The 19,430-nt window shown below is 71.1% G+C and carries 19 protein-coding genes; 12 read left to right on the top strand and 7 right to left on the bottom strand.

What is annotated here, in order from left to right:
* The first annotated feature begins 85 nt into the window (after positions 1–85).
* From B446_RS02130 to B446_RS02105, 6 genes are all read left to right on the top strand, one after another.
* The gene (locus tag B446_RS02130; protein WP_020937752.1) at positions 86–1,426 is read left to right on the top strand and encodes an alpha/beta hydrolase family protein; all 1,341 of its coding nucleotides are present in this window, start codon (positions 86–88) and stop codon (positions 1,424–1,426) included.
* Between the two features lie 270 nt (positions 1,427–1,696).
* Positions 1,697–3,961, top strand: coding sequence for a HAMP domain-containing protein (locus tag B446_RS02125; RefSeq protein ID WP_020937751.1), 2,265 nt, complete (start codon positions 1,697–1,699; stop codon positions 3,959–3,961).
* A 16-nt stretch (positions 3,962–3,977) separates the two neighbouring features.
* A complete protein-coding gene (gene pgsB, locus B446_RS02120) occupies positions 3,978–5,435 on the top strand; it encodes a poly-gamma-glutamate synthase PgsB (protein WP_020937750.1) in 1,458 nt (485 codons plus the stop codon).
* A complete protein-coding gene (locus B446_RS02115; RefSeq protein ID WP_020937749.1) occupies positions 5,432–5,914 on the top strand; it encodes a poly-gamma-glutamate biosynthesis protein PgsC/CapC in 483 nt (160 codons plus the stop codon). Before pgsB ends, B446_RS02115 begins: the two co-directional genes overlap by 4 nt.
* A gap of 123 nt (positions 5,915–6,037) precedes the next feature.
* Positions 6,038–7,051 (top strand): NlpC/P60 family protein, encoded by a 1,014-nt coding sequence (locus B446_RS02110; RefSeq protein WP_237751116.1) that lies wholly within the window; start codon positions 6,038–6,040, stop codon positions 7,049–7,051.
* A gap of 99 nt (positions 7,052–7,150) precedes the next feature.
* A complete protein-coding gene (locus tag B446_RS02105) occupies positions 7,151–9,073 on the top strand; it encodes an ArnT family glycosyltransferase (protein ID WP_020937747.1) in 1,923 nt (640 codons plus the stop codon).
* A gap of 17 nt (positions 9,074–9,090) precedes the next feature.
* Here B446_RS02105 and B446_RS02100 read toward each other — a convergent pair whose 3' ends face one another.
* On the bottom strand, positions 9,091–9,441 hold the full coding sequence (locus B446_RS02100) for a hypothetical protein (protein ID WP_020937746.1): 351 nt from the start codon (positions 9,439–9,441) through the stop codon (positions 9,091–9,093).
* A 336-nt stretch (positions 9,442–9,777) separates the two neighbouring features.
* On the opposite strand from B446_RS02100, the gene B446_RS02095 reads away from it, so the two are divergent.
* Positions 9,778–9,987 carry a hypothetical protein gene (locus B446_RS02095; RefSeq protein WP_020937745.1) on the top strand — a complete coding sequence of 70 codons (210 nt, stop codon included), beginning with the start codon at positions 9,778–9,780 and terminating at the stop codon, positions 9,985–9,987.
* Positions 9,988–10,143: 156 nt separating this feature from the next.
* Here B446_RS02095 and B446_RS02090 read toward each other — a convergent pair whose 3' ends face one another.
* Complete coding sequence (locus B446_RS02090) at positions 10,144–10,779, bottom strand: hypothetical protein (RefSeq protein ID WP_020937744.1); 636 nt, start codon at positions 10,777–10,779, stop codon at positions 10,144–10,146.
* A 143-nt stretch (positions 10,780–10,922) separates the two neighbouring features.
* Between B446_RS02090 and B446_RS02085 the strand changes: the two genes are divergently transcribed.
* Both B446_RS02085 and B446_RS02080 read left to right on the top strand, forming a co-directional pair.
* Positions 10,923–12,506: an FMN-binding glutamate synthase family protein gene (locus B446_RS02085; RefSeq protein ID WP_020937743.1), complete on the top strand. Its 1,584-nt coding sequence runs from the start codon at positions 10,923–10,925 to the stop codon at positions 12,504–12,506.
* Positions 12,507–12,535: 29 nt separating this feature from the next.
* Complete coding sequence (locus B446_RS02080; RefSeq protein WP_020937742.1) at positions 12,536–14,293, top strand: thiamine pyrophosphate-dependent enzyme; 1,758 nt, start codon at positions 12,536–12,538, stop codon at positions 14,291–14,293.
* Between the two features lie 103 nt (positions 14,294–14,396).
* Here B446_RS02080 and B446_RS02075 read toward each other — a convergent pair whose 3' ends face one another.
* From B446_RS02075 to B446_RS38005, 4 genes are all read right to left on the bottom strand, one after another.
* Positions 14,397–15,308, bottom strand: a complete 912-nt coding sequence (locus B446_RS02075) for a GlxA family transcriptional regulator (RefSeq protein WP_020937741.1) — start codon at positions 15,306–15,308, stop codon at positions 14,397–14,399.
* A gap of 10 nt (positions 15,309–15,318) precedes the next feature.
* Positions 15,319–15,918, bottom strand: a complete 600-nt coding sequence (locus B446_RS02070; RefSeq protein ID WP_020937740.1) for an isochorismatase family protein — start codon at positions 15,916–15,918, stop codon at positions 15,319–15,321.
* Between the two features lie 174 nt (positions 15,919–16,092).
* Positions 16,093–16,686 (bottom strand): VOC family protein, encoded by a 594-nt coding sequence (locus tag B446_RS02065; protein ID WP_020937739.1) that lies wholly within the window; start codon positions 16,684–16,686, stop codon positions 16,093–16,095.
* 244 nt (positions 16,687–16,930) lie between these two features.
* On the bottom strand, positions 16,931–17,137 hold the full coding sequence (locus B446_RS38005) for a tryptophan-rich sensory protein (protein ID WP_106960526.1): 207 nt from the start codon (positions 17,135–17,137) through the stop codon (positions 16,931–16,933).
* A 33-nt stretch (positions 17,138–17,170) separates the two neighbouring features.
* Here B446_RS38005 and B446_RS02060 point away from each other — a divergent pair, with 33 nt between their 5' ends.
* The gene (locus B446_RS02060; protein ID WP_020937738.1) at positions 17,171–17,383 is read left to right on the top strand and encodes a DUF4287 domain-containing protein; all 213 of its coding nucleotides are present in this window, start codon (positions 17,171–17,173) and stop codon (positions 17,381–17,383) included.
* 117 nt (positions 17,384–17,500) lie between these two features.
* Here B446_RS02060 and B446_RS02055 read toward each other — a convergent pair whose 3' ends face one another.
* Positions 17,501–17,797: a hypothetical protein gene (locus B446_RS02055; protein ID WP_020937737.1), complete on the bottom strand. Its 297-nt coding sequence runs from the start codon at positions 17,795–17,797 to the stop codon at positions 17,501–17,503.
* Between the two features lie 487 nt (positions 17,798–18,284).
* Between B446_RS02055 and B446_RS02050 the strand changes: the two genes are divergently transcribed.
* Positions 18,285–18,716: an Hsp20/alpha crystallin family protein gene (locus tag B446_RS02050; RefSeq protein WP_020937735.1), complete on the top strand. Its 432-nt coding sequence runs from the start codon at positions 18,285–18,287 to the stop codon at positions 18,714–18,716.
* A 194-nt stretch (positions 18,717–18,910) separates the two neighbouring features.
* Positions 18,911–19,348, top strand: a complete 438-nt coding sequence (locus tag B446_RS02045; protein ID WP_020937734.1) for a DUF2267 domain-containing protein — start codon at positions 18,911–18,913, stop codon at positions 19,346–19,348.
* The last annotated feature ends 82 nt before the right edge of the window (positions 19,349–19,430 follow it).

Genomic DNA, 19,430 nt, shown 5'->3' with positions numbered 1-19,430 from the left:
GGGTGATGACGCACTCCGTCATGGCGGTACGGTGTGCGGCAGTCGATCCCGTGTACCGTGATCGCCGACCAGCAAGGGGGAGTTCATGAAACATCGTCGTCCGCGCCGCAGCCTGATATCCAAGGCGGCCGGCCCGGCGGGTGCGCTGGCGGTCGCGCTGGCGATGGGCAGTTCACCGGCCATGGCCGCCGGGACGACGTCCGGCAAGGCTCCGGCACCCGGGGTCTCCGCCGGTGATCCCGACCCGGACGCGCCCTGGGCACCCGAGAACGACGAGTTGCCCCTGCACCACAAGCTCGTGCACCCGGAGGCGCTCACGTCCGCCCGCACGGCTCCCTCCGCCCAGCAGCTCACGATGCCCGCGCCGACCGGGAAGTACAGCGTGGGCATGGTCGGCCTGCATCTGCGCGACACGTCCCGTACGGATCCGTACGTGCCCGGCAGCAAGCGTGAGCTGATGGTGTCGCTCTGGTACCCGGCCACCTCCACGTCCGGGCACTACCAGGCGCCCTGGATGCCGTCCATCTCCGGCGCCCACTTCCTCGCCTCGCGCGGGCTGTCGCCGCAGGAGGTGACCCTGCCGAAGACCGCGGGCCACGTCCTCGCCCCGGTGAACACCAAGATCGGCAAGCTTCCCGTCCTGCTGTACTCGACCGGGTTGCACTCGGACCGGGCGATGGGTACGGCGCTCGCTCAGGACCTCGCCAGCCGTGGCTACCTCGTCGTCACGGTCGACCACACCCACGACGCCAACGAGGTGCAGTTCCCGGGCAACCGGCTCGAGCTCAACAGGATGCCGGCGGGCTCCCACTCCTCCGACACGCTCAAGGTGCGAGCGGCCGACATCAAGTTCGTGATCAACGCCCTCGGCAAGATCAGCAGCGGCGGCAACCCGGACGTGGGCCACGCGACGCTCCCCTCCGGGCTGTCCCAGTCGGTGGACACCTCCCGTATCGGGATGTTCGGCTGGTCGTTGGGCGGCGCCGCGGTGGACACCGCGATGCAGCTCGACCACCGCATCGCCGCGGGCGCCAACCTCGACGGCCAGTTCTTCGGAACGGCGCCGAGCAAGGACCTCGACCGCCCCTTCATGCTGTTCAGCTCCCAAAATCACAACCGCAACAACGACAGCTCGTGGCGGACGCTGTGGTCCCATCTGAAGGGCTACAAGGTCGACATCAAGCTGCACGGCGCGGCGCACCTGTCGTTCAGCGACAACGAGTGGCTGGTGCCGCAGTGGGCCCGCTGGCTGGGGCTCTCCGAGAGCCAGATCCAGCAGCAGTACGGCACGATCGACCCCGACCGTGCGGTGCAGGTCCAGCGTGTCTACCTCGCCGCCTTCTTCGACCAGCACCTGCGCCACAAGCACAGCACCCTGCTCGACGGGCCGAACAGCAGCTACCCCGAGATCTCTTTCGTCCGCTGACCTGACAGCCGAAAGGCCGACCACCTCACGGGTGCGCCTTTCGGCTGTCCGTCGCGTCGTTCCCGCGCACACCGCCGTCCGTGATCCCGCTCACTTGGCCGAGATCGAACGCGGATGTGACGGTCGCGTGACCTTAAGAGGCTATGGTGTCCGCACCCTGGAACACCTGTGCGTTCGACGCCTGTTGCCACCTCATTTGAGGAAGGACCCCCCGCTCTGCCCTCCGCACCACGGGCGCCGCGCCGACACCGCATCCGTCGCCGCGCCGATATGCCACTGCTCGGTGGGGTGCGCCCGCCGATAGCCTCACTTGTCCTGCTCCTTCTGGTCGTTGCCGCACTGACCGTCATCTGCCTCGCCGGCGTCCCCACCACGGGTATCCCGCAGGCCGTACTGGACGGCGAGCAGCAGATCGCCGCGGACACCGCGCTGTCGACGCGTACCGCGATCGAGGCCGAGGCGAAATCGGTACGGCTCAAGGCACACGCCTACCCTGCGACCAGCACGACGACACCCACGGCCGCGCTCAAAGCGCTGACCCCCGTCGGCAAGGCCGCCGCCGGCCGTGTGCTCCTCGACGCGCACTCCGGCAAACTGCTGGCGTCCGGCGGCAGGACGGTGCCGCTGGCCGGCGTCGACGTCGCCAGGACGGCGTCCGGGCACGGCGACATCCCGCCGCGGCTGGTGACGGCGAGCGGCGCCCGGGAACTCCTCTACTTCGCCAAGGTCACGCTGCCCGCGCAGCAGGACGACCCCGACCAGGACCAGTACCAGGCCCAGGGCGGCGCCGAGCGGCAGTGGCTGCTGGTGGTCTCCGAAGCACTGCCCGCCCTCGTGACGTCCGGCGACGGACGCACCGCGGAGATGCTGGACACCCACGGCACGGTGCTCGCCGGCACCGTCCACGGCGCGGCCTCGCGGACGGCCGAGGGCGGTCTGCCGGGGAAGGCGACCCGCGCGGCGCACGCGTCGGGCTCGGACACCGACGCCTCCGGGAGCCTGCTGGGCGCCGCCACCGGCAGCCGGCGCGTCGTTGCCGGCTGGGCCCAGGTGGCCTCGACGACCGGTCCGGGCGATACCGACGACCTCGGTCTGGTGGTGCTCACCTCCCGCACGGTGCCCGCCACCTCCACGGCCGTCGACTACTCGGGCTTCGCGTTCCAGGCCGCCGGGGCGCTCGTCGGGGTCGCCCTGCTGCTCTGGCTCATGCTGCACTTCTTCGTGCAGCAGCCCCTGCTGCGGCTGTTCCTGTCCGCCGGCCGGCTCGCCCGGGGCGCGACCGGCGGCCCGGAGGCCTCGATGGAGCTGTCCCGGCCGGTACCGGTGCACGGCTTCGGGGAACTGGCCCGGATCGGACGGGCCCTGGAATCACTGCGCGGGCAACTGCTGGGCGAGAGCGGCCCGCAGGAGATCCCGGCCCGGCGCGCACCGGGCCACCGGGCGCTGGCGGTGGCCGGCGTGGTGATGGTGGCGTGCTGGGCCGTGCCGATGATCTTCCTGCTGGACCGTGCGGACACCGCGACCGCGGTACCCGCACCCGTCCTCGCCGACCAGCAGGCGCGCACCGTGCTCGCCACGCACCGCATCCAGCAGTCCCTCGACCAGTCGTACACCGAACTGAACGACGCGACCGCGGCTCTGGCGGGCGCGAGCCGGGACGTCCAGACCCAGGTGCTGAGGCAGGCCCTGGACGAGCACAAGCAGTACCGCTCGCTGTACCTGCTGGACCGCTCCGGGAGCATCACCCTGAGAGTGGGGGACACCCCGCTGCGGACCCTCGTGCACGTACCCCACGGCGGCGGGATCACCACCGTCAACACCTCGGGCCGGATCCCGGCGATCGCGGCCTACGCGCAGGTCCCCGTCGTGAAGGGCAAGGCCCCGGCGGCAGGGGTGGTGCTGTTCGGCGAGATCGACGTGAAGGCGCTCAACTCCATTCTGCCCAGGCCGAAACTGGGCACCGTATGGCTGACGGACGACCACGAGAGGGTGCTGGCGGCGAGTGAGGGCTACGAGGCCTTCGAGTCGCTGCCCAACTCGGACCTGACGCGGCTGGCCCGCGCCACCCAGGGCGCCCCGGGGACCCCGGGAACCGCGACCTCGGCGGTGCACCTCACGTCGTCCGGCCCCTCGGTCGACGCCGCCGCGCCGTTGGCCAAGAGCGGCCCGACGGCCCGCCTCGGCTGGCACCTGGTGACCGCGGAGCCCGCCGCGGCGCTCCAGATCCCCGCCGTGCAGGCCCAGCAGCGCACCATGCTCGCCGGCATCCTGGCCCTGGCCGCCGGTGCGGCCTGCCTGGGCTGGCTGCACGTCGTGGTGATCCGGCCGCTGCGCGCGGTGGCCGCCCTCGTCGAGCGGCTCGCCGGCGGAGACCGCCGCACCGTGCTGCATCCGGTCAACCACGACGAGATCGGCTCGATCACCCGCAGCCTGGAACTGGTGCGCCAGGCCCTGGCGGACCGCGACCGGGCGGCCCGGTCGGCCCCCACCGCCGGCCCCTCACGGCCGCTGCGCGAGCACACCCCCCAGCGGTAGAAGGACGGAAATCGACATGCTCTTCCTCTATGTCATAGTCCTGATCTGCTGTTCCGCGCTGTGGATCGCCGGAATCCTGGAGCAGCGCAGGCACTTCGCCTCGCTGGAGCAGATACCCACGCGGGTGCTGGTCAACGGCATCCGCGGCAAGAGTTCGATCACCCGGCTGTGCGCGGGAGCGCTGCGCGGCGGCGGCCTGGTCACGGTCTCCAAGACCACCGGTACCGCGGCCCGGTTCATCCATCCGGATGCCACCGAGGAGCCGGTGTACCGGAAGTTCAACATCTCCAACATCGTCGAGCAGATCGGCATCGTCCGGCGGGCGGCCACCTACCGGCCGGACGCGCTGGTGATCGAGTGCATGGCGGTCATGCCCGCGCTGCAGGAGATCAACCAGGAGAAGCTGATCCGCTCCACGATCGGCGTGCTGTGCAACGTCCGCGAGGACCATCTGGAGGAGATGGGACCCACGCTCGACGACGTCGCGCGCTCGCTCTCCCGGTCGATGCCGGTGGGCGGGGTGTGCGTGACGGCGGAGAAGGACCGGCTGCACATCCTCCAGGAGGAGGCCGACAAGCGGAACTGCCGGCTGATCGCGGTCGATCCCGAGACGGTGACCGACGCCGAACTGCGGGGCTTCAGCTGGTTCACGTTCAAGGAGAACGTGGCGATCGCGCTCGCCGTCGCCGAACTCCTCGGCATAGAGCGGCAGACCGCGATGCAGGGCATGTGGGACGCACCGCCCGACCCGGGCGTGCTGTCCGTGGAGCGCTACGTCACCCCCGACGGCAAGCGGCTGCGGTTCGCCAACGTCTTCGCGGCCAACGACCCCGAGTCGACGCTGATGAACGTCAAGCAGCTGGAGGACCTGGGCGCGATCCGGCGACCGCTCAGCGTGGTCATCAACTGCCGCCCCGACCGGGTGGAGCGCAACGGCCAGATGGGCACGATCATCCCCGATCTCGCCGCCGAGACGGTGTTCCTGATCGGCCACCCGACCAAGAGCGCCCGCGACGCCATCCCGGAGAGCTTCCCCGGCAGGGTGGTGGATCTCGGCGGCGACCGCCGGGACCCCACGGAACTGACCGAGGCGATCCTCGCCGAACTCGGCCCCAGCGCCTCCCTGGTGGCGATCGGCAACATCCACGGCCAGGGCGAACTGTTCCTGGAGTGCCTGGCCGAGCTGCCGCTGGACGAATCCGCCGACCCGCTCGACGTCGTGCCCGGCGGCGACGGCCTGGACCAGGAGACCATGCAGTTCGCCATCCCCCGGCCGCGTGTCTCCGTGGCCCGGCCGCCCGAGCCGGAGCCGTACAGCTGGGTGGCGCCGCTTGAGACACCCACGTACTCCTTCCGTATCCCGTTGCAACGAGACCCGGACCACCGGCCCGGCGGCCAGGACTGGCCGCCCGACGACCAGAGCACAGACCCGCACCACCCACATGACCCGCACCAGTTCTCGAGGAACCAGTGATCCCCGCCCACCTCAACGCACAGACCGCCGCACTCGGGATCGCCCTCGGACTGGTCTTCTCCCTCGTGTGCTACCTGACCACCAACCTCTCTCCCGGAGGGATGATCACCCCGGGCTGGATCGCCCTCACGCTCGTCACCGACGTACGCATGGCCGGGCTGATGGTGGTCGTGGCGGCGGCGACGTACTTCCTGACGAAGCTGATCCAGCGCACGGTGATTCTCTACGGCAAGAGGCTGTTCGCCGCCGTCGTGCTGAGCGCGGTCCTGTTGCAGACCACCGTGATGCTCGCCCTCAGCCACGAGTTCCCGCTGCTGTACACGTCCCAGACGCTCGGCTTCATCGTCCCGGGCCTGGTCTCCTACCAGATGTCCCGCCAGCCGCTGGCGGCCACGGTCATCTCGACCACGGCGGTGACCCTCGCCACGTACGTGGTGCTGGTCTCCGGTCTTCTGATCGGCGTCCTGCCCACCGGCTGACCCGCACCCGTCCACCACCCACCCGCTCGTCTCACACTTCCAGGAGGACCGGCCATGCGCCACGAACCCGTCGGCAGGGGGAACCGCCCGACTCGCCGCGCCGTTTTCCGGACCGTCGCCGGTGTGGCGGCCGCAGGTGTGGTGGGCGGATTCGCCTGGGAACGCTTCGGGCACGGCGACGGCGACGGGGGGGACACGGGCGCCGACGGCACCGGCTCCGGTGCGAGCGCCCGGATCAACGGGCCCCACACCTTCGAGCGGCTGTCCGGCCCCGACCGCACCGTCGTCCGCGCCGGTGACGGCGGCACGCTCGCCACGTTCACCGACGGTGCCCGTACGGTCGTGCTCACCGGTCCGAGCCGGACCTTCGGTGAGCCGCGGACCACCGAGGCCAAGCTGACGACCGACGCCTGGGTCCGGGTGCTGCCGCACGCGTGGCAGCGGGGCATGGAGAAGTCCGCCTGGTTCACCCCCTGGTTCCGCAAGACGCTCGGGGACAGGAGCCCGGACGTCTTCGCCGTGGCGTTCCAGTACAGCAGCGCCGGCGCGCCCGACAAGCGCAACGGCGACGGTGTCCGTTACGCGGGCACCGCGCACTTCGGACCGCGCAACGCCGCGGTCAACAACCCGCTGGACTTCGCCTACCACGACGAGCAGTCCGACTTCTACGACTACCTGGGCGTCGAGTGGACCTTCCCCGACGGCACGCGTGTGCAGCCCGAGAAGGCCCGCTACGGCGACGTCGACTGCTCCGGCTTCCAGCGTCTGGTGTGGGGCTACCGCATGGGCATCCCCCTGCACAACACCAACACCCGGGGCACCGGACTGCCGCGCAGGGCCTTCGCCATCGCCGCCTACGGCCCCGGCCGCACGGTGATCCCCGACACCGGCAGGCAGCCCACCGATCTGGACGCCCTGCAACCCGGCGACCTGGTCTTCTTCGCCATCATCAAGGACCGGCCCGACTTCATCGACCACTGCGGCATGTACATGGGCCTCGACGACAGGGGCCGGCACCGCTTCTACTCCAGCCGCTCCGCCGCCAACGGCCCGACCATGGGCGACCTCTCGGGCCGCTCACTGCTCGACGGCACCGACTTCTACGCCCGCGGTTTCCGGGCGGCCCGCCGCCTGTGACCGTCGTCCGCGTGCACGGCCACGTCGCGTGTGCGCACGGCCACCGTCGCCTGTGCGCGCGGCCGCTCCACCTGAACCGCTGAACCGAGGACCACTGTCATGACAGCCATCCCCGACGCCCTGTCCACCGAGCCGCGGCGCGGCCGCCGGGCGGCGAACCGGCGTGCCGACGAGCCGGAGGCCGCCCCGCGCTGGGAGCGCCCCGCGCTCGCCGCGGTGCTCGTCGTCGCCACGGTGCTGTACTCCTGGGGCATCGGGCATGCCGCGCTCCACCCGTTCTACGGTGCGGCGATACGCTCGATGGCGGGCAGCTGGCGCGCGTTCTTCTTCGGCGGGCTCGACGCCGCGGGCTCGATCAGCATCGACAAACTGCCCGGGGCCTTCTGGCCCGACGCCGTCTCCGTCTGGCTGTTCGGCGAGCACACCTGGGCGGCCGCCCTTCCCCAGGTCGTCGAGGGCGTGCTCACCGTATGGCTGCTGCACCGTATCGTGCGCGCCTGGGCCGGCCCGTTCGCCGCGCTGACCGCGGCGCTCGTGCTCACCCTCACCCCGGTCACCGTGGCCCTCAACCGCGCCACCATCCCGGACACCACACTCACCCTGCTTCTCGTGGCGGCCGCCGGAGCGCTGCAGAAGGCGGTCCGCACCGAGCGGCTGCTGCCACTGATCACCTGCGGGATCTGGGTCGGGCTCGCCTTCCAGGCGAAGATGCTGCAGGCGTGGCTGGTGCTGCCGGTCTTCGCCGCCGTGTACCAACTCGTCGCGCCCGGAACGGCGTTGAAGCGCGCGGTGCGCGTCCTGCTGAGCGGGGCGGTCGCGCTGGCGGTCTCCTGCTCCTGGATACTCATCGTCTGGGTGACACCGGAGGCCGACCGCCCCTACCTCGACGGGACGTCCAACAACAACCCGTTCACCCTGGTCTTCGGCTACAACGGACTGAGCCGGTTCGGCAGCGATCCCAGCGCGTTCGGCGCCGTCCCGGGCACCGCCGCCAGCCGCACCACCGGCAACACCGGCTGGGACATGCTGATCAACTCCACGGTCGGCCCGCAGGTCGCCTGGCTGCTGCCGCTCGCCGTGCTCGCCGCGGTACTCGGCGTCGCCTGGCACACCGGCCGGCCGCGCACCGACCTCACCCGCGCGGGATTCGTGCTGTGGGGCGGCTGGCTGGCCGTACACGCCGTGGTCTTCGGCATCTCCAACGGCAACCACGCCTACTACACGGCCGTCATCGCCCCGGCGCTCGCCGCCCTGGCCGGTGGCGGGCTCGCACTCTTCCGGTCGGAGTACGAGGCACGGCACGAGCCCGGCAGCGAAGCCGTCGGCCGGCGGTGGACGGCGCTGCTCGCGGCGATCGGGCTGACAGCGGTGTGGGCGCTGGTGATCGACTGGCCGACCCTCTTCGACGCCTGGCTGCTGCCGGTCGCCGTGATGCTCGCCCTGTGCGGCGTGGTGGGCCTGTGGAGCCGCGGACCGCGCACGCCCCTGCGGAAGGTGAACGCCGCCCTCGCCGCCGGGATCGCGGCCATGCTGGTCGTACCGGCCGGCTGGGCCGTCTCCAGCCTCGACCCGCTCTACGCGGGCGCCGCCACCTCGCCGATGGCCGGTCCGGTCGGCAAGTCGTACTACACGCACCACCGTCATGCTCCGCGCAGAAGAGGGCTGAGCCAGCCCAGCACCCGCGACACCGCCCTGCTCGACTACCTCACCACGCACCGCCACGGCGAGAAGTACCTCCTGGCCACCCAGGCCGCCTACACCGCCGAGCCCCTGCTGCGCGCCAAGTCAGAGCCCATCCTCGTCATGGGCGGGTTCACCGGCAGCACTCCGTTCCCGACCGTCCGGCAGCTCGGCGCGCTCGTCACCGCCCACGAGGTGCGCTACGCGCTGCTGACCAGCCGGCGTCCCGCCACTGCCACCACCCGCTGGGTGCGCTCCCACTGCGCCCGCATCCGCCCCACCGCATACGGCCTGCGCACTGACGGCAGCTTCACCCTCTACGACTGCGCCGCCCACAAGTGAGCGTCCGGAGGACAGGGTCAGTCGTCCCTGTCCTCCGGACCGACATCGCGGAACACACTTCTGTAGTCGCCGCTGCGGACGAGTTCGTCGACGACCTCGACCATCCCGGATATGCCCGGGTCGCGGACGATCAGACCGTCCCAGACATAGAAGTACCGGCCGTCCAGGCATTCACCGGTCCGTCTTCTCCGGTCCATGGTGCGGCGGACGTCGTCGAGGGTGTAGATCGTCCCCGACCAGCGCTCCCCGCTGTCGAAGATCACCCACATGTCGACGTCGTCGATCTCGTCGAGGGGTACTCCGTGATCGGGGACGAAGCAGATCTCGTAGCCGTCACGCTGCACGCGGTAGAACGCCCCGTCCCACACCAGATCGGCTCCTCAGCCACTCAGCCATCACGTCTGCCGGGCCGGCCCGGCCCGCCTCGAATGTATCGGCTCTGGCGGCGGTGCTTCCCCGATGTGGAGGCCTCCCCGGGTACAACGTACTTCGGCAACCGCATACAGCTCGCCGTCCAGCCTGACGAGGCGGCGGTCAAGGCATGGCACCAGCGCCTATGCCCTTTTCAGCGCGTCCCCCTAGGTCACCGCCCCCGCACCCATCGGCGCCGTCACCCGAATGGAGCAACGTGACGTGCCACCCGGATGGGTGAAGATCAAACTGGCTAGTGCCCCAACCGAGGCAATCCGTGAAAGGAAAATCGAATGCACATTCGACGAATCCTCGCCGCCGTCGCCGCCACGGCAGCCCTCGCCGGACTCGGACTCACAGGCGTCGCCACGGCCACCGCCGCCACGGCACAGGGTGCCCCGAGCGACGTCACCCCTTCCCAGTGCAAGCAGGGTGGTGGAGTAGCGGATCTGACGGACAACATGTGCAAGGGCGGCATGCACGACGGGCAGAGGGTCGACTAGCCCTCACCAGGGCGCCCCGCGGTCACGCGCCGCGGGGCGCTGCCGCCCGAGCGGACGTGAACGCGCCTCGGTGGGTCTCGGTGACGGTCACGCTGGGGGACGACCGTGTCGGAGTCGGTCACCTGGCCGTTGTGGACTCTGCGGGGCGCCGCCCGCTCAGCCCTGCCCCGGATCGCCGGCCGTCCGGCGCCGGTTCCGCTCGCGCTCGACGCGCCGCAGCGCGCGCCGCTGCCTGCCCGGCAGAGTCGCGGCCAACTGGCCCACGAGGGCGACGTCGTGGCCGTCGCCGTTCCGGTCACCCCGGCACCACCACACCGGCGGGCCGCCCGCGTCCGTCGCGCCCTCGTACCAGTCGCCCTCGGTGCCCGCGGGGCGGCGGTGCATGCCGATCCTGTGCTCCGGGCAGACCGGCCACACCTGCCACCGCAACTCCACGACGGTCGACTGCGCCGCATCCGCGACCACGTGCAGGACCGTCGCCGCGTCGTCCGGCTCCGGCGGGTCGTCCTCCTCGAGGTCGCACGCGTTGACCGGATTGCCGTGCCAACGGCCGTCGGACATCGCGACGTAGACCTGGTCCCTGTCGAACGCGCCCGGCGCCGAAGCCTCGCAAGCCGGCTGGACCATGAGGATCAGCGGGTCCTGACCCGGCAGGGTGGCCGTCAGATCGCGGTTGACCACGGCGAGCGCGGCCTCCAGCTTCGGCCACTGACCGGGCTCGGCCGGCCTGGGCTCCGGGAGCCGCCGCCGGCCGCGGCCGGGACCGATGCCCGCATGAGAGAAGTGGTTCACCCGGGCATCGTGCCATCCACGCCGACCTGGGCGGCATCCCCGGTCGAGCACCCGCGCCGCGCGGACATCGGCCCTCGCCCCGCTTGAGAGGTTCTTGACACAGCCGTAGGACTGAACAGCGCACACACGGCAACGAGCAGGTCGTGACACGCATAGCAATCGTCGCCCTGACCCTCGTCGCGGGAGTGCTCGCCGCCCTGGCCTCGGCCCGGCTCTCCGCCTGGTGGCTCTTCGCCGCCGTGCCGCTGGTGCTGCTGGGGCTGCTGGGCACCTGGGACCTGCTGCAACGCAAGCACTCGGTACTGCGCAACTATCCCGTCCTCGGCCACGCCCGCTTCCTCATGGAAGCGATCCGCCCGGAGCTGCAGCAGTACTTCATCGAGCGGAACTACGACGGCCGGCCCTTCGACCGGGACGTGCGCAGCATCGTCTACGAGCGCGCCAAGGGCACCGACGCCGAGGAGCCGTACGGCACCGAACGGGACGTCTACGAACCCGGCTACGAGTTCCTCGTACCGTCCATGGCACCGCGCCCGGTGCCGAAGTCACCCCCGCGCGTACGGATCGGCGGCCCGGACTGCGCGCGGCCGTACGACATGGCGCTGCTGAACGTGTCGGCGATGAGCTTCGGCTCCCTGTCGGCCAACGCGGTCCTGGCTCTCAACAGCGGCGCGGCCGCAGGGGGTTTCGCCCAGGACACCGGCGAGGGCGGGCTGTCGGAGTACCACCTGCGGCCGGGCGGCGACCTCGTCTGGGAGATCGGCACCGGGTACTTCGGCTGCCGGACCCGGGACGGCGACTTCGACCCGGCCGAGTTCGCCGACAAGGCGGCGCACGACCACGTCAAGTGCGTGTCCCTGAAACTCTCGCAGGGCGCCAAGCCCGGCATCGGCGGTGTGCTGCCGGGCGCCAAGGTGAACGCCGAGATCGCCCGGGTCCGAGACGTGCCCCAGGGACGCACCGTCATCTCCCCGCCGTACCACCGCGTGTTCTCCACTCCGCGGGAACTCGTCCGCTTCATCGCCCGCATGCGGGAGCTGTCCGGCGGCAAGCCGACCGGGTTCAAGCTGTGCGTGGGTTCGCGCCGGCAGTTCCTGGCCGTGTGCAAGGCGATGCTGGAGGAGGGCACCACGCCCGACTTCATCGTGGTGGACGGCGCCGAGGGCGGAACCGGCGCGGCCCCGCTGGAGTTCGCCGACCACGTCGGCACCCCGCTCACGGAGGGCCTGCTCACCGTGCACAACGCCCTCGTCGGCACGGGCCTGCGCGACCGGATCAAGGTCGGGGCGAGCGGCAAGATCGCCACCGGGACCGACCTCGTCAAGCGCCTGGTGCAGGGCGCCGACTACGGCAACGCGGCGCGGGCGATGATGTTCGCCGTCGGCTGCATCCAGGCGCAGAGGTGCCACACCAACACCTGCCCCACCGGCGTCACGACCCAGGACCCGCGCCGGGCCCGCGCCCTGGACGTGCGGGACAAGGCACCGCGCGTGCAGCGCTTCCAGGAGGCGACCGTGGCCAGCGCACTGCAGATCATGGCGTCCATGGGGGTCACCGACCCCGCCGAGCTGCGCCCGCACATGCTCCGCCGGCGCATCGACCCCATCACCGAACGCTCCTACGAGGAGCTGTACGAGTGGCTCGAGCCCGGGCAGTTGCTCGCCGGGCCGCCGGCCGCCTGGGCGGCCGACTGGAAGGCCGCCGACCCCGACCGTTTCGCCGTGTGACCCCACGACCGCATCCCAGGAGGATCTACGTGCCCCGTACCGTTGCCCAAGTCATCGTGGACGCGCTGAGCGAACTGGGCGTACGCCAGGTGTTCGGCGTCGTGGGAGACGCGCTCAACCCGCTCACGGACGCCATCCGCACCACCGACGGCCTGGAGTGGGTGGGCTGCCGCCACGAGGAGGCGGCGGCCTTCGCCGCGAGCGCCCAGTCGCAGCTCACCGACACGCTCGGCGTGTGCATGGGCACCGTCGGACCGGGTTCCGTGCACCTCCTCAACGGGCTCTACGACGCGGCCAAGAGCCACACCCCGGTGCTGGCCATCGCCGGCCAGGTCCCGCTCGCCGAACTCGGCAGCGACTACTTCCAGGAGGTCGACAACGACGCCCTCTTCAGCGACGTGGCCGTCTTCCGCGCGACCGTCACCTCGCCCGACCAACTGCCCCAGATGCTGGAGACGGCCGTGCGCCACGCACTGGGCCGCAAGGGCGTCGCGGTCCTCACCGTGCCGGGTGACCTGGGCGAGCGCGAACTGACCAGCGACCGGCCGGCGCGGTTCTCCCTGAACGCTCCGGTGAGCCGGCCGGACGAGTCCGCAGTCCGCCGCGCGGCGGAACTCCTCGACCGCTCCGAGCGCGTCACCCTCCTCGTCGGCGCAGGAGCCCGGGCCGCCCGCCAGGACGTCCTCGCCCTCGCCGACCGGCTGGCCGCGCCCATGGTGCTCACCCTGAAGGCCAAGGCCGGTTTCGAGGGCGACACCAACCCCTTCCAGGTCGGCCAGACCGGCCTGATCGGCAACCCCGCCGCGGCCAAGGCCCTCCAGGACGCGGACACCCTGCTCCTGCTCGGCACCGACTTCCCGTACCGGGACTGGTACCCCGAGGGCCGGACCGTGATCCAGGTGGACACCGAGGCCACCCACATCGGACGCCGGGTGCCGGTCGAGGTCGGGCTGGTGGGGGACACCGGCGCCACCGTACGCGACCTCCTCGGCCACCTCACCGCCCCGCCGGCCGGATCCGCCGACGCACGCGATCGCTCGCACCTGGAGAAGGCGCGTGAACGCTTCGACCAGTGGCGCGCCGGTCAGACCCGGCTGGCCGACCTCGCGCACGACAAGGGTGTCGTGGGCCGTATCCGGTCCGCGCTGGACAACCGCTCCCACGACATCCGTCCGGAGGCGCTGGCCGCGGCCGTCGACCGGGTCGCGGCGGAGGACGCCGTCTTCACCTCCGACACGGGCATGGCCACGGTGTGGCTCTCACGCTTCGTCGAAATGCGCGGCCACCGGCGCCTCATCGGCTCCTACAACCTGGGTTCGATGGCCAACGCCATGCCGCAGGCCCTGGGCGCCCAGAGTCTGGACCGTGAGCGACAGGTCGTGGCCTTCTGCGGTGACGGCGGACTGAGCATGCTCCTCGGCGACCTCATGACCCTGAAGACGTACCGGCTGCCCGTCAAACTCGTCGTCTTCGACAACCGCCGGCTGGGCATGGTGAAGCTCGAACAGGAGCAGGCCGGCCTGCCCGAGTTCGGCACGGTGCTGGACAACCCCGACTTCGCCGCCGTGGCCGAGGCCATGGGCATCACCGGCATCCGCGTGACCGACCCGGCCGACGTGGAGAACGCCGTACGACGCGCCTTCGACAGCCCGGGCCCGGTGCTGCTCGACGTCCTCACCAACCCCGACGAGATCGCCGTCCCGGCCAAGCCGACCGTCGAGCAGGGCTGGGGCTTCGCACTGGCCAAGGTCAAGGAAGTCGTGCGCAGCCATGGAGAGGCGGACTGACACCGACGCCGCCGGCTCGGTTCCCACCGGCGTCGGCGGGTACCGTCCCGGTCCAGGCCGTCCGTGCTGCGTGCACCGCGTGGCCGCTCCCGCGACGGACGGGTCAGTGCCCGCGAGCGCGAAGGCGGCGCAGCATGCGCGCGTCCTCGAAGCCGACCGCGCGAGCGGCGGCGTCGACCGTCGCGCCGTGGCAGATGAGGTGCTCGGCGCGCTCGAGCCGCAGAGTCTGCTGATAGCGCAGTGGGGTGAGGCCGCCGGTGGCCCGGGTGAAGAGGCGGGTGAGGGTGCGCTCGCTCACTCCCACGGTCGCGGCCAGCGTCGACAGGGGCAACGCCCGGTCGAAGCGGGCGTCGATCAGGTTCTGGGCGTGGTGCACGGTGTCGTCGAGGTGGGAGCGGTACCGGAGCATCGCGCTGGCCTGCGGCTCGTGGCCGTTGCGCCGCGCGTAGACGACCATGTCCCGCGCCACCTGGGCGGCGACGGCGGGGCCGTGCTGGTTGGCGATCAGGTGCAGGGCCAGGTCGATCCCGCTGGCGATGCCGGCTGAGGTGACCACCCGGTCGTCGGCGGTGTAGAGCACGTCGCGGACGACGGTGGCCCGGGGGTAGCGGCGTGCGAGCTCGTCCTGCACATCGTGGTGGGTGGTGCAGCGGCGGCCGTCGAGCAGCCCGGCCCGGCCGAGCGCCTCCGCGCCGGCGCAGACGCTCGCGACGGTTCCACCCCTGGCGTGGTGGTCCCTGAGCGCCCGCAGAGCGGCCGCGCCGATGTCAGGGCTGTCGACGAGAGCGAGGGACCGCCAGCCGGGCACCACGATCAGGTCCTCGGGCCGGAGTTCGGGCCAGTCGAGCCGGGCCACCAACGGCAGATCCTGGGCGGTGGGGACCACAGGCCGCTCGGCGATGTAGCTGAGCGTGTAGGGGTGCCCGAAGTCGGAGGCCGTGGAGAAGACCTGCGCGGGGCCTGCCAGGTCCAGCAGATGCACTCCGGGCACCAGAAGAAAGACGATGTGGTTCACGATCCGGTCATCATGCCTGAAGCTCGGCCGCCGCCTCCAGCTGCCCGACGGTGGTGATGGTGGCGAAGCGTCCGGCGAGGGCGTACTCGGTGCGCCTGATGATCTCCTCGGCGCTCAGCGTACGGGGGTCCGCCAGCAGCTCGGCCACGCTCTGGTCGGCGGGGGCGTCACGGTGCGGGATGGGGTTGGTCGCGGTGGCGTCGACGACGAACGCGACCCGGTAGCCGAGGTCGCTCGCCACGCGCGTGGTGGTCTCGACGCACTGCTCGGTCCGTATGCCGCACACCGTGAGCTCTCGGACGCCGTGCTCCGTGAGGAGCTGCTGCAGGTTGGTGGTGGTGAACGCGTTGTGCGAGGTCTTGTGGATCAGTGGTTCCGTGTCATGGCGCCGCAGCTCGTCCATCAGCCGGACGTGACCGAGGGCGGGGTCGAAGACATCGCCGCTGCCGGGCTCGGAGTGCAGCACCCACACCACCAGGTCGCCGGCCCGGCGGGCGAGGCGGACCAGTCGGTCGACCTGGTCGGCGATCTTGGGATCGGAGATGGTCTCCCACAGCGGGCGGGCGCGGAAGGATTCCTGGACGTCGATGACGATCAGTGCTCGGGTCATGCCCCCAGCCTGACCGAGGGGCCGGGGCGGCGGCAGGCCTCATCGCGTCCAGGTCCGGAACGATCCGGTCACGCCGGCGCCGGGCCCACTCGCCGCGTACTCGCGGCCACGTCCCGCCAGCGCGCCCTCCGCGCAGCTGAACGGTTCGCGCAACCGGTGCCCGGAGGCCGGGGGTCACCCCACGACGTGGAACTCGTCGCCACCGGCGTCAAGGAACTCCCCGGTTTTTTCCGAGGGTTGAGTGACCTCCAGCCGCAGCCTGTTCCGCGCCTCCTTCGGCGCCGCGGGCGGCCCCAGCACCAGCGAGACGGTACTGGTGGGCGTCCGGCGCAACCGGACGCCCCAGTCGTGGGACTCGACGGCATGCCAGTCGGCCCGTGACTGCCAGAAGGCCGACTGCGCGGAGCGGTCCCGCTCCGTGACGTCGAGGCAGATCGCGACGAGGCCGGACTCGGCGAGCACGCCCGGGTGGCCGGGACGCAGCACACAGAACTCGTTGCCCTCCGGATCGGCCAACACGTCCCACGGGACGTCCCCTTGGCCGATGTCGGCACGTGTCGCACCGAGTGCGAGCAGACGCGCCACCTCGTCCTCCCAGCCCGGCCCGCCGGCCAGGTCGAGGTGGAGCCGGTTCTTGCGCGCCGTCTTCGGCTGCGAGGTCGGCACGAAACTCAGCCGCAGACCGCACGTCCGACCGTGCGTCGCGGCAAGCCAGAAGCGGTTCATGCGCGCGACATCCAGCGCGTCGATCACTATCCCGGTCAGCATCCTGGTTCCTTCGAAGGCGTCGCACCCGACTCCCGCCCATTGTGGCCGCCGCCGGCCGGCCGGGTGCGGACACCGCCGGACGTCCGGCGCGGCCTTCGGGCGCGCACTCCCGCATGATGACCCGGGGGGGCGTCCCTTTGCCTTGAAAGATGCCGACCGGATTCGACGACACCGCCGAGCAGGCGGCCGGGCGACCGTCCCGTGACGGGCGGCCGGGCCTGCTTCAGGCGGAACGCAATGCTGCTCAAGTGCCGGAGTTCCGCCGTGCGATGGACGCGTTCGGGGCGGTGGCGAAGGCACACCACGCCCCGTAGGGCACGAGAGCCAGGGCCGCGGTCCGGTCGTGGCGCGCCTCACGGCTTTCCGCGACACCGACCGCCTCTGAGTGGCTCAGATCACATGCGTCGGACCGATCACTTCGCGCTTCTCTCCAGTCATATTCAGTGCACATCCGCTCAGCACACGACGATGGGATACGGACGAGATGACTGAGAGCGTGAAGGGCCCCGCCAGCTACTTCCCTTCCATCGAGAAGAAGTATGGCCGCCCCATAGCGGAGTGGAAGGAGCTCATCCGTTCATCGACCTTGACGAAGCACATGGAACTCGTCTCCTGGCTCAAAGCCGAACATGGACTCGGCCACGGTCACGCCAACGCTCTCGTCGCCCACACTCTCGCCGAGGAGAGCGGGAAGTAGACCGTCCGACCACACAGGCCCCGGCCCGAGGCCACCACACGCGCCAACCGGATTCCCCCAACCTTGCCCCTCACGCACCGCGGCACCGCCTCCTCGACTGCTGTGAGGGGCCTTTGGTCAGGGCGTGTCGCCGGCGTAGTACAAGCGGCAGACGATCCCCGGGCCCGGTGAGCGTGGCTCGTCGGCACTGGGGTCGTACAGGGCGCGGCCGCCGGGCCACCGCGACAGCTCGGTGGCCAGGGCGACACCCCCGTCGACTTCTTCCCTCGTCCAGCCGGTGATGTCCAGCAGCAGACCGTCCAGGGGCCCGCCGACGAGCGTCGCGTAAGTCCGTGTGGGCAGCGGGCCGGGGTGGGGGTCGTCGTGGTCGCAGCCGTAGACCCGACCACGCAGCACCTGTTCATCCCAGTTCATGCGACCAGCGTTCCAGGCCCCACTGACAATCCACCGTGATGGGGCGGGCGTCCCGTTGAGGGTGGTGAGGCCCCCAGCGTGCACGGCGTGGGGCTCACCGGCGGCGCACCGCCGTGCCGGTGAGAGAACGCTCTTTACCTCGCTGCTGGGCGCGGTCGGGACGGCCTCGGCCTCCCTGGTGAGCCTGACGTGCGACGGCACCCTGGGGACCGTGTCCACCGTGGATCCGATGGCGCGTGTACCCGCCAGGGCGGTGGCGGTGACGGCCGCCGTGGCGGCACCGTAGCGCAGCCACGGCCTGCGCGTGCCTGCCTGCTCGCTGATCGTCCTGGAACATCACCGACAGAAGCGGCCCATTGCCGACCGGCCCCTCGTGTCATCCGTTTGACGACACGATGTTTGTCATCCATTGGATGACGTGTTACAACAGTGCCTGTGAGGCGCATTGGCAGCAGTTACTGCCTGACTCTTCTGGAGGTGTTGTCCGATGTTGATGCGCACCGACCCCTTCCGTGAGCTCGACCGACTGGCCCAGCAGATGATGGGCCCAGGTACCTGGTCCCGGCCGTCCGCGATGCCGATGGACGCCTACCGCGAGGGGGACGAGTACGTGGTGGCCTTCGACCTGCCCGGTGTCAGTCCCGAGGCGATCGACATCGACGTCGAGCGGAACATGCTGACCGTGAAGGCCGAGCGTCGGCCCGTGGCGAAGTCCGACAGCGTCCAGATGGAACTCTCCGAGCGGCCACTGGGTGTCTTCTCCCGCCAGCTCGTGCTGGCCGACACCCTGGACACCGAGCGCATCGAGGCCGACTACGACGCAGGGGTGCTCACCTTGCGCATCCCGATCGCCGAACGCGCCAAGCCCCGCAAGATCGCCATCGGCGCCGGGTCCGACCGCAAGGAGATCTCCGGCTGAACCCGGGCGGCCCGGTCTGCCCCGCGCCCGTGCGTCCTGCTCCCGCCCCCCCCGCAGGGTTTGCCCGCGCTACATCGGCTCCCTGTCCCTCCTGCGGGGCCCGGACCACTCTCATTGATCACCCGTTCCCGGTGCCCGCGCACTCTGCCGGGCACCGGGCATACCGCCCTCGGCGAGAAAGGCGACGTCCAGCAGTGATCTCCGACCAGCGTGCACCCCTGCAGCAGCTGCCTGCGATGACGTACGAGCAGATGTTGGAGAAGGTCCGCTACGAAGGTGCCTACCCGACTCGGGAGCGGGCCGAGGAAGCAGTCCGCCTGGTCCTGGCGGGACTGGGACGCCAGGTGACGGGCGACGAACGCGTCGACCTGGCCGCCCGCCTCCCCCTGGAGGCCGCACGCATCTTCACCGCGCAGATCCCCGAGACCGGACCGCTGACCGGCTGGGCCTTCGTCAAGGACCTCGCCGGCCGGGCCGGCGCCCCTCTGGCCACCACCCGCTGGGACACCGGGTCCGTCCTCACCACCGTCGCCTCGCTGGCCGGCCCCGACCTGCTCACCCGAATCCTGGACAAGCTGCCCGGCGGCTACGCGCTTCTGTTCGGTCGCGCCGAACTCACCCGGGCCGCCTGACCCGGGTGCCGGGGGAGGAGTGAGCGCCCCTGCTCGCCGAAGATGGAGGTGCCCGTGAGGCCCCGCTCCCGGTGAGGGGGTG

Source organism: Streptomyces collinus Tu 365 (assembly GCF_000444875.1).
Lineage (GTDB): Bacteria > Actinomycetota > Actinomycetes > Streptomycetales > Streptomycetaceae > Streptomyces > Streptomyces collinus_A.
The sequence above is the reverse complement of the archived record's forward strand: the minus strand, read 5'-3'. Positions and strand labels throughout refer to the sequence as shown.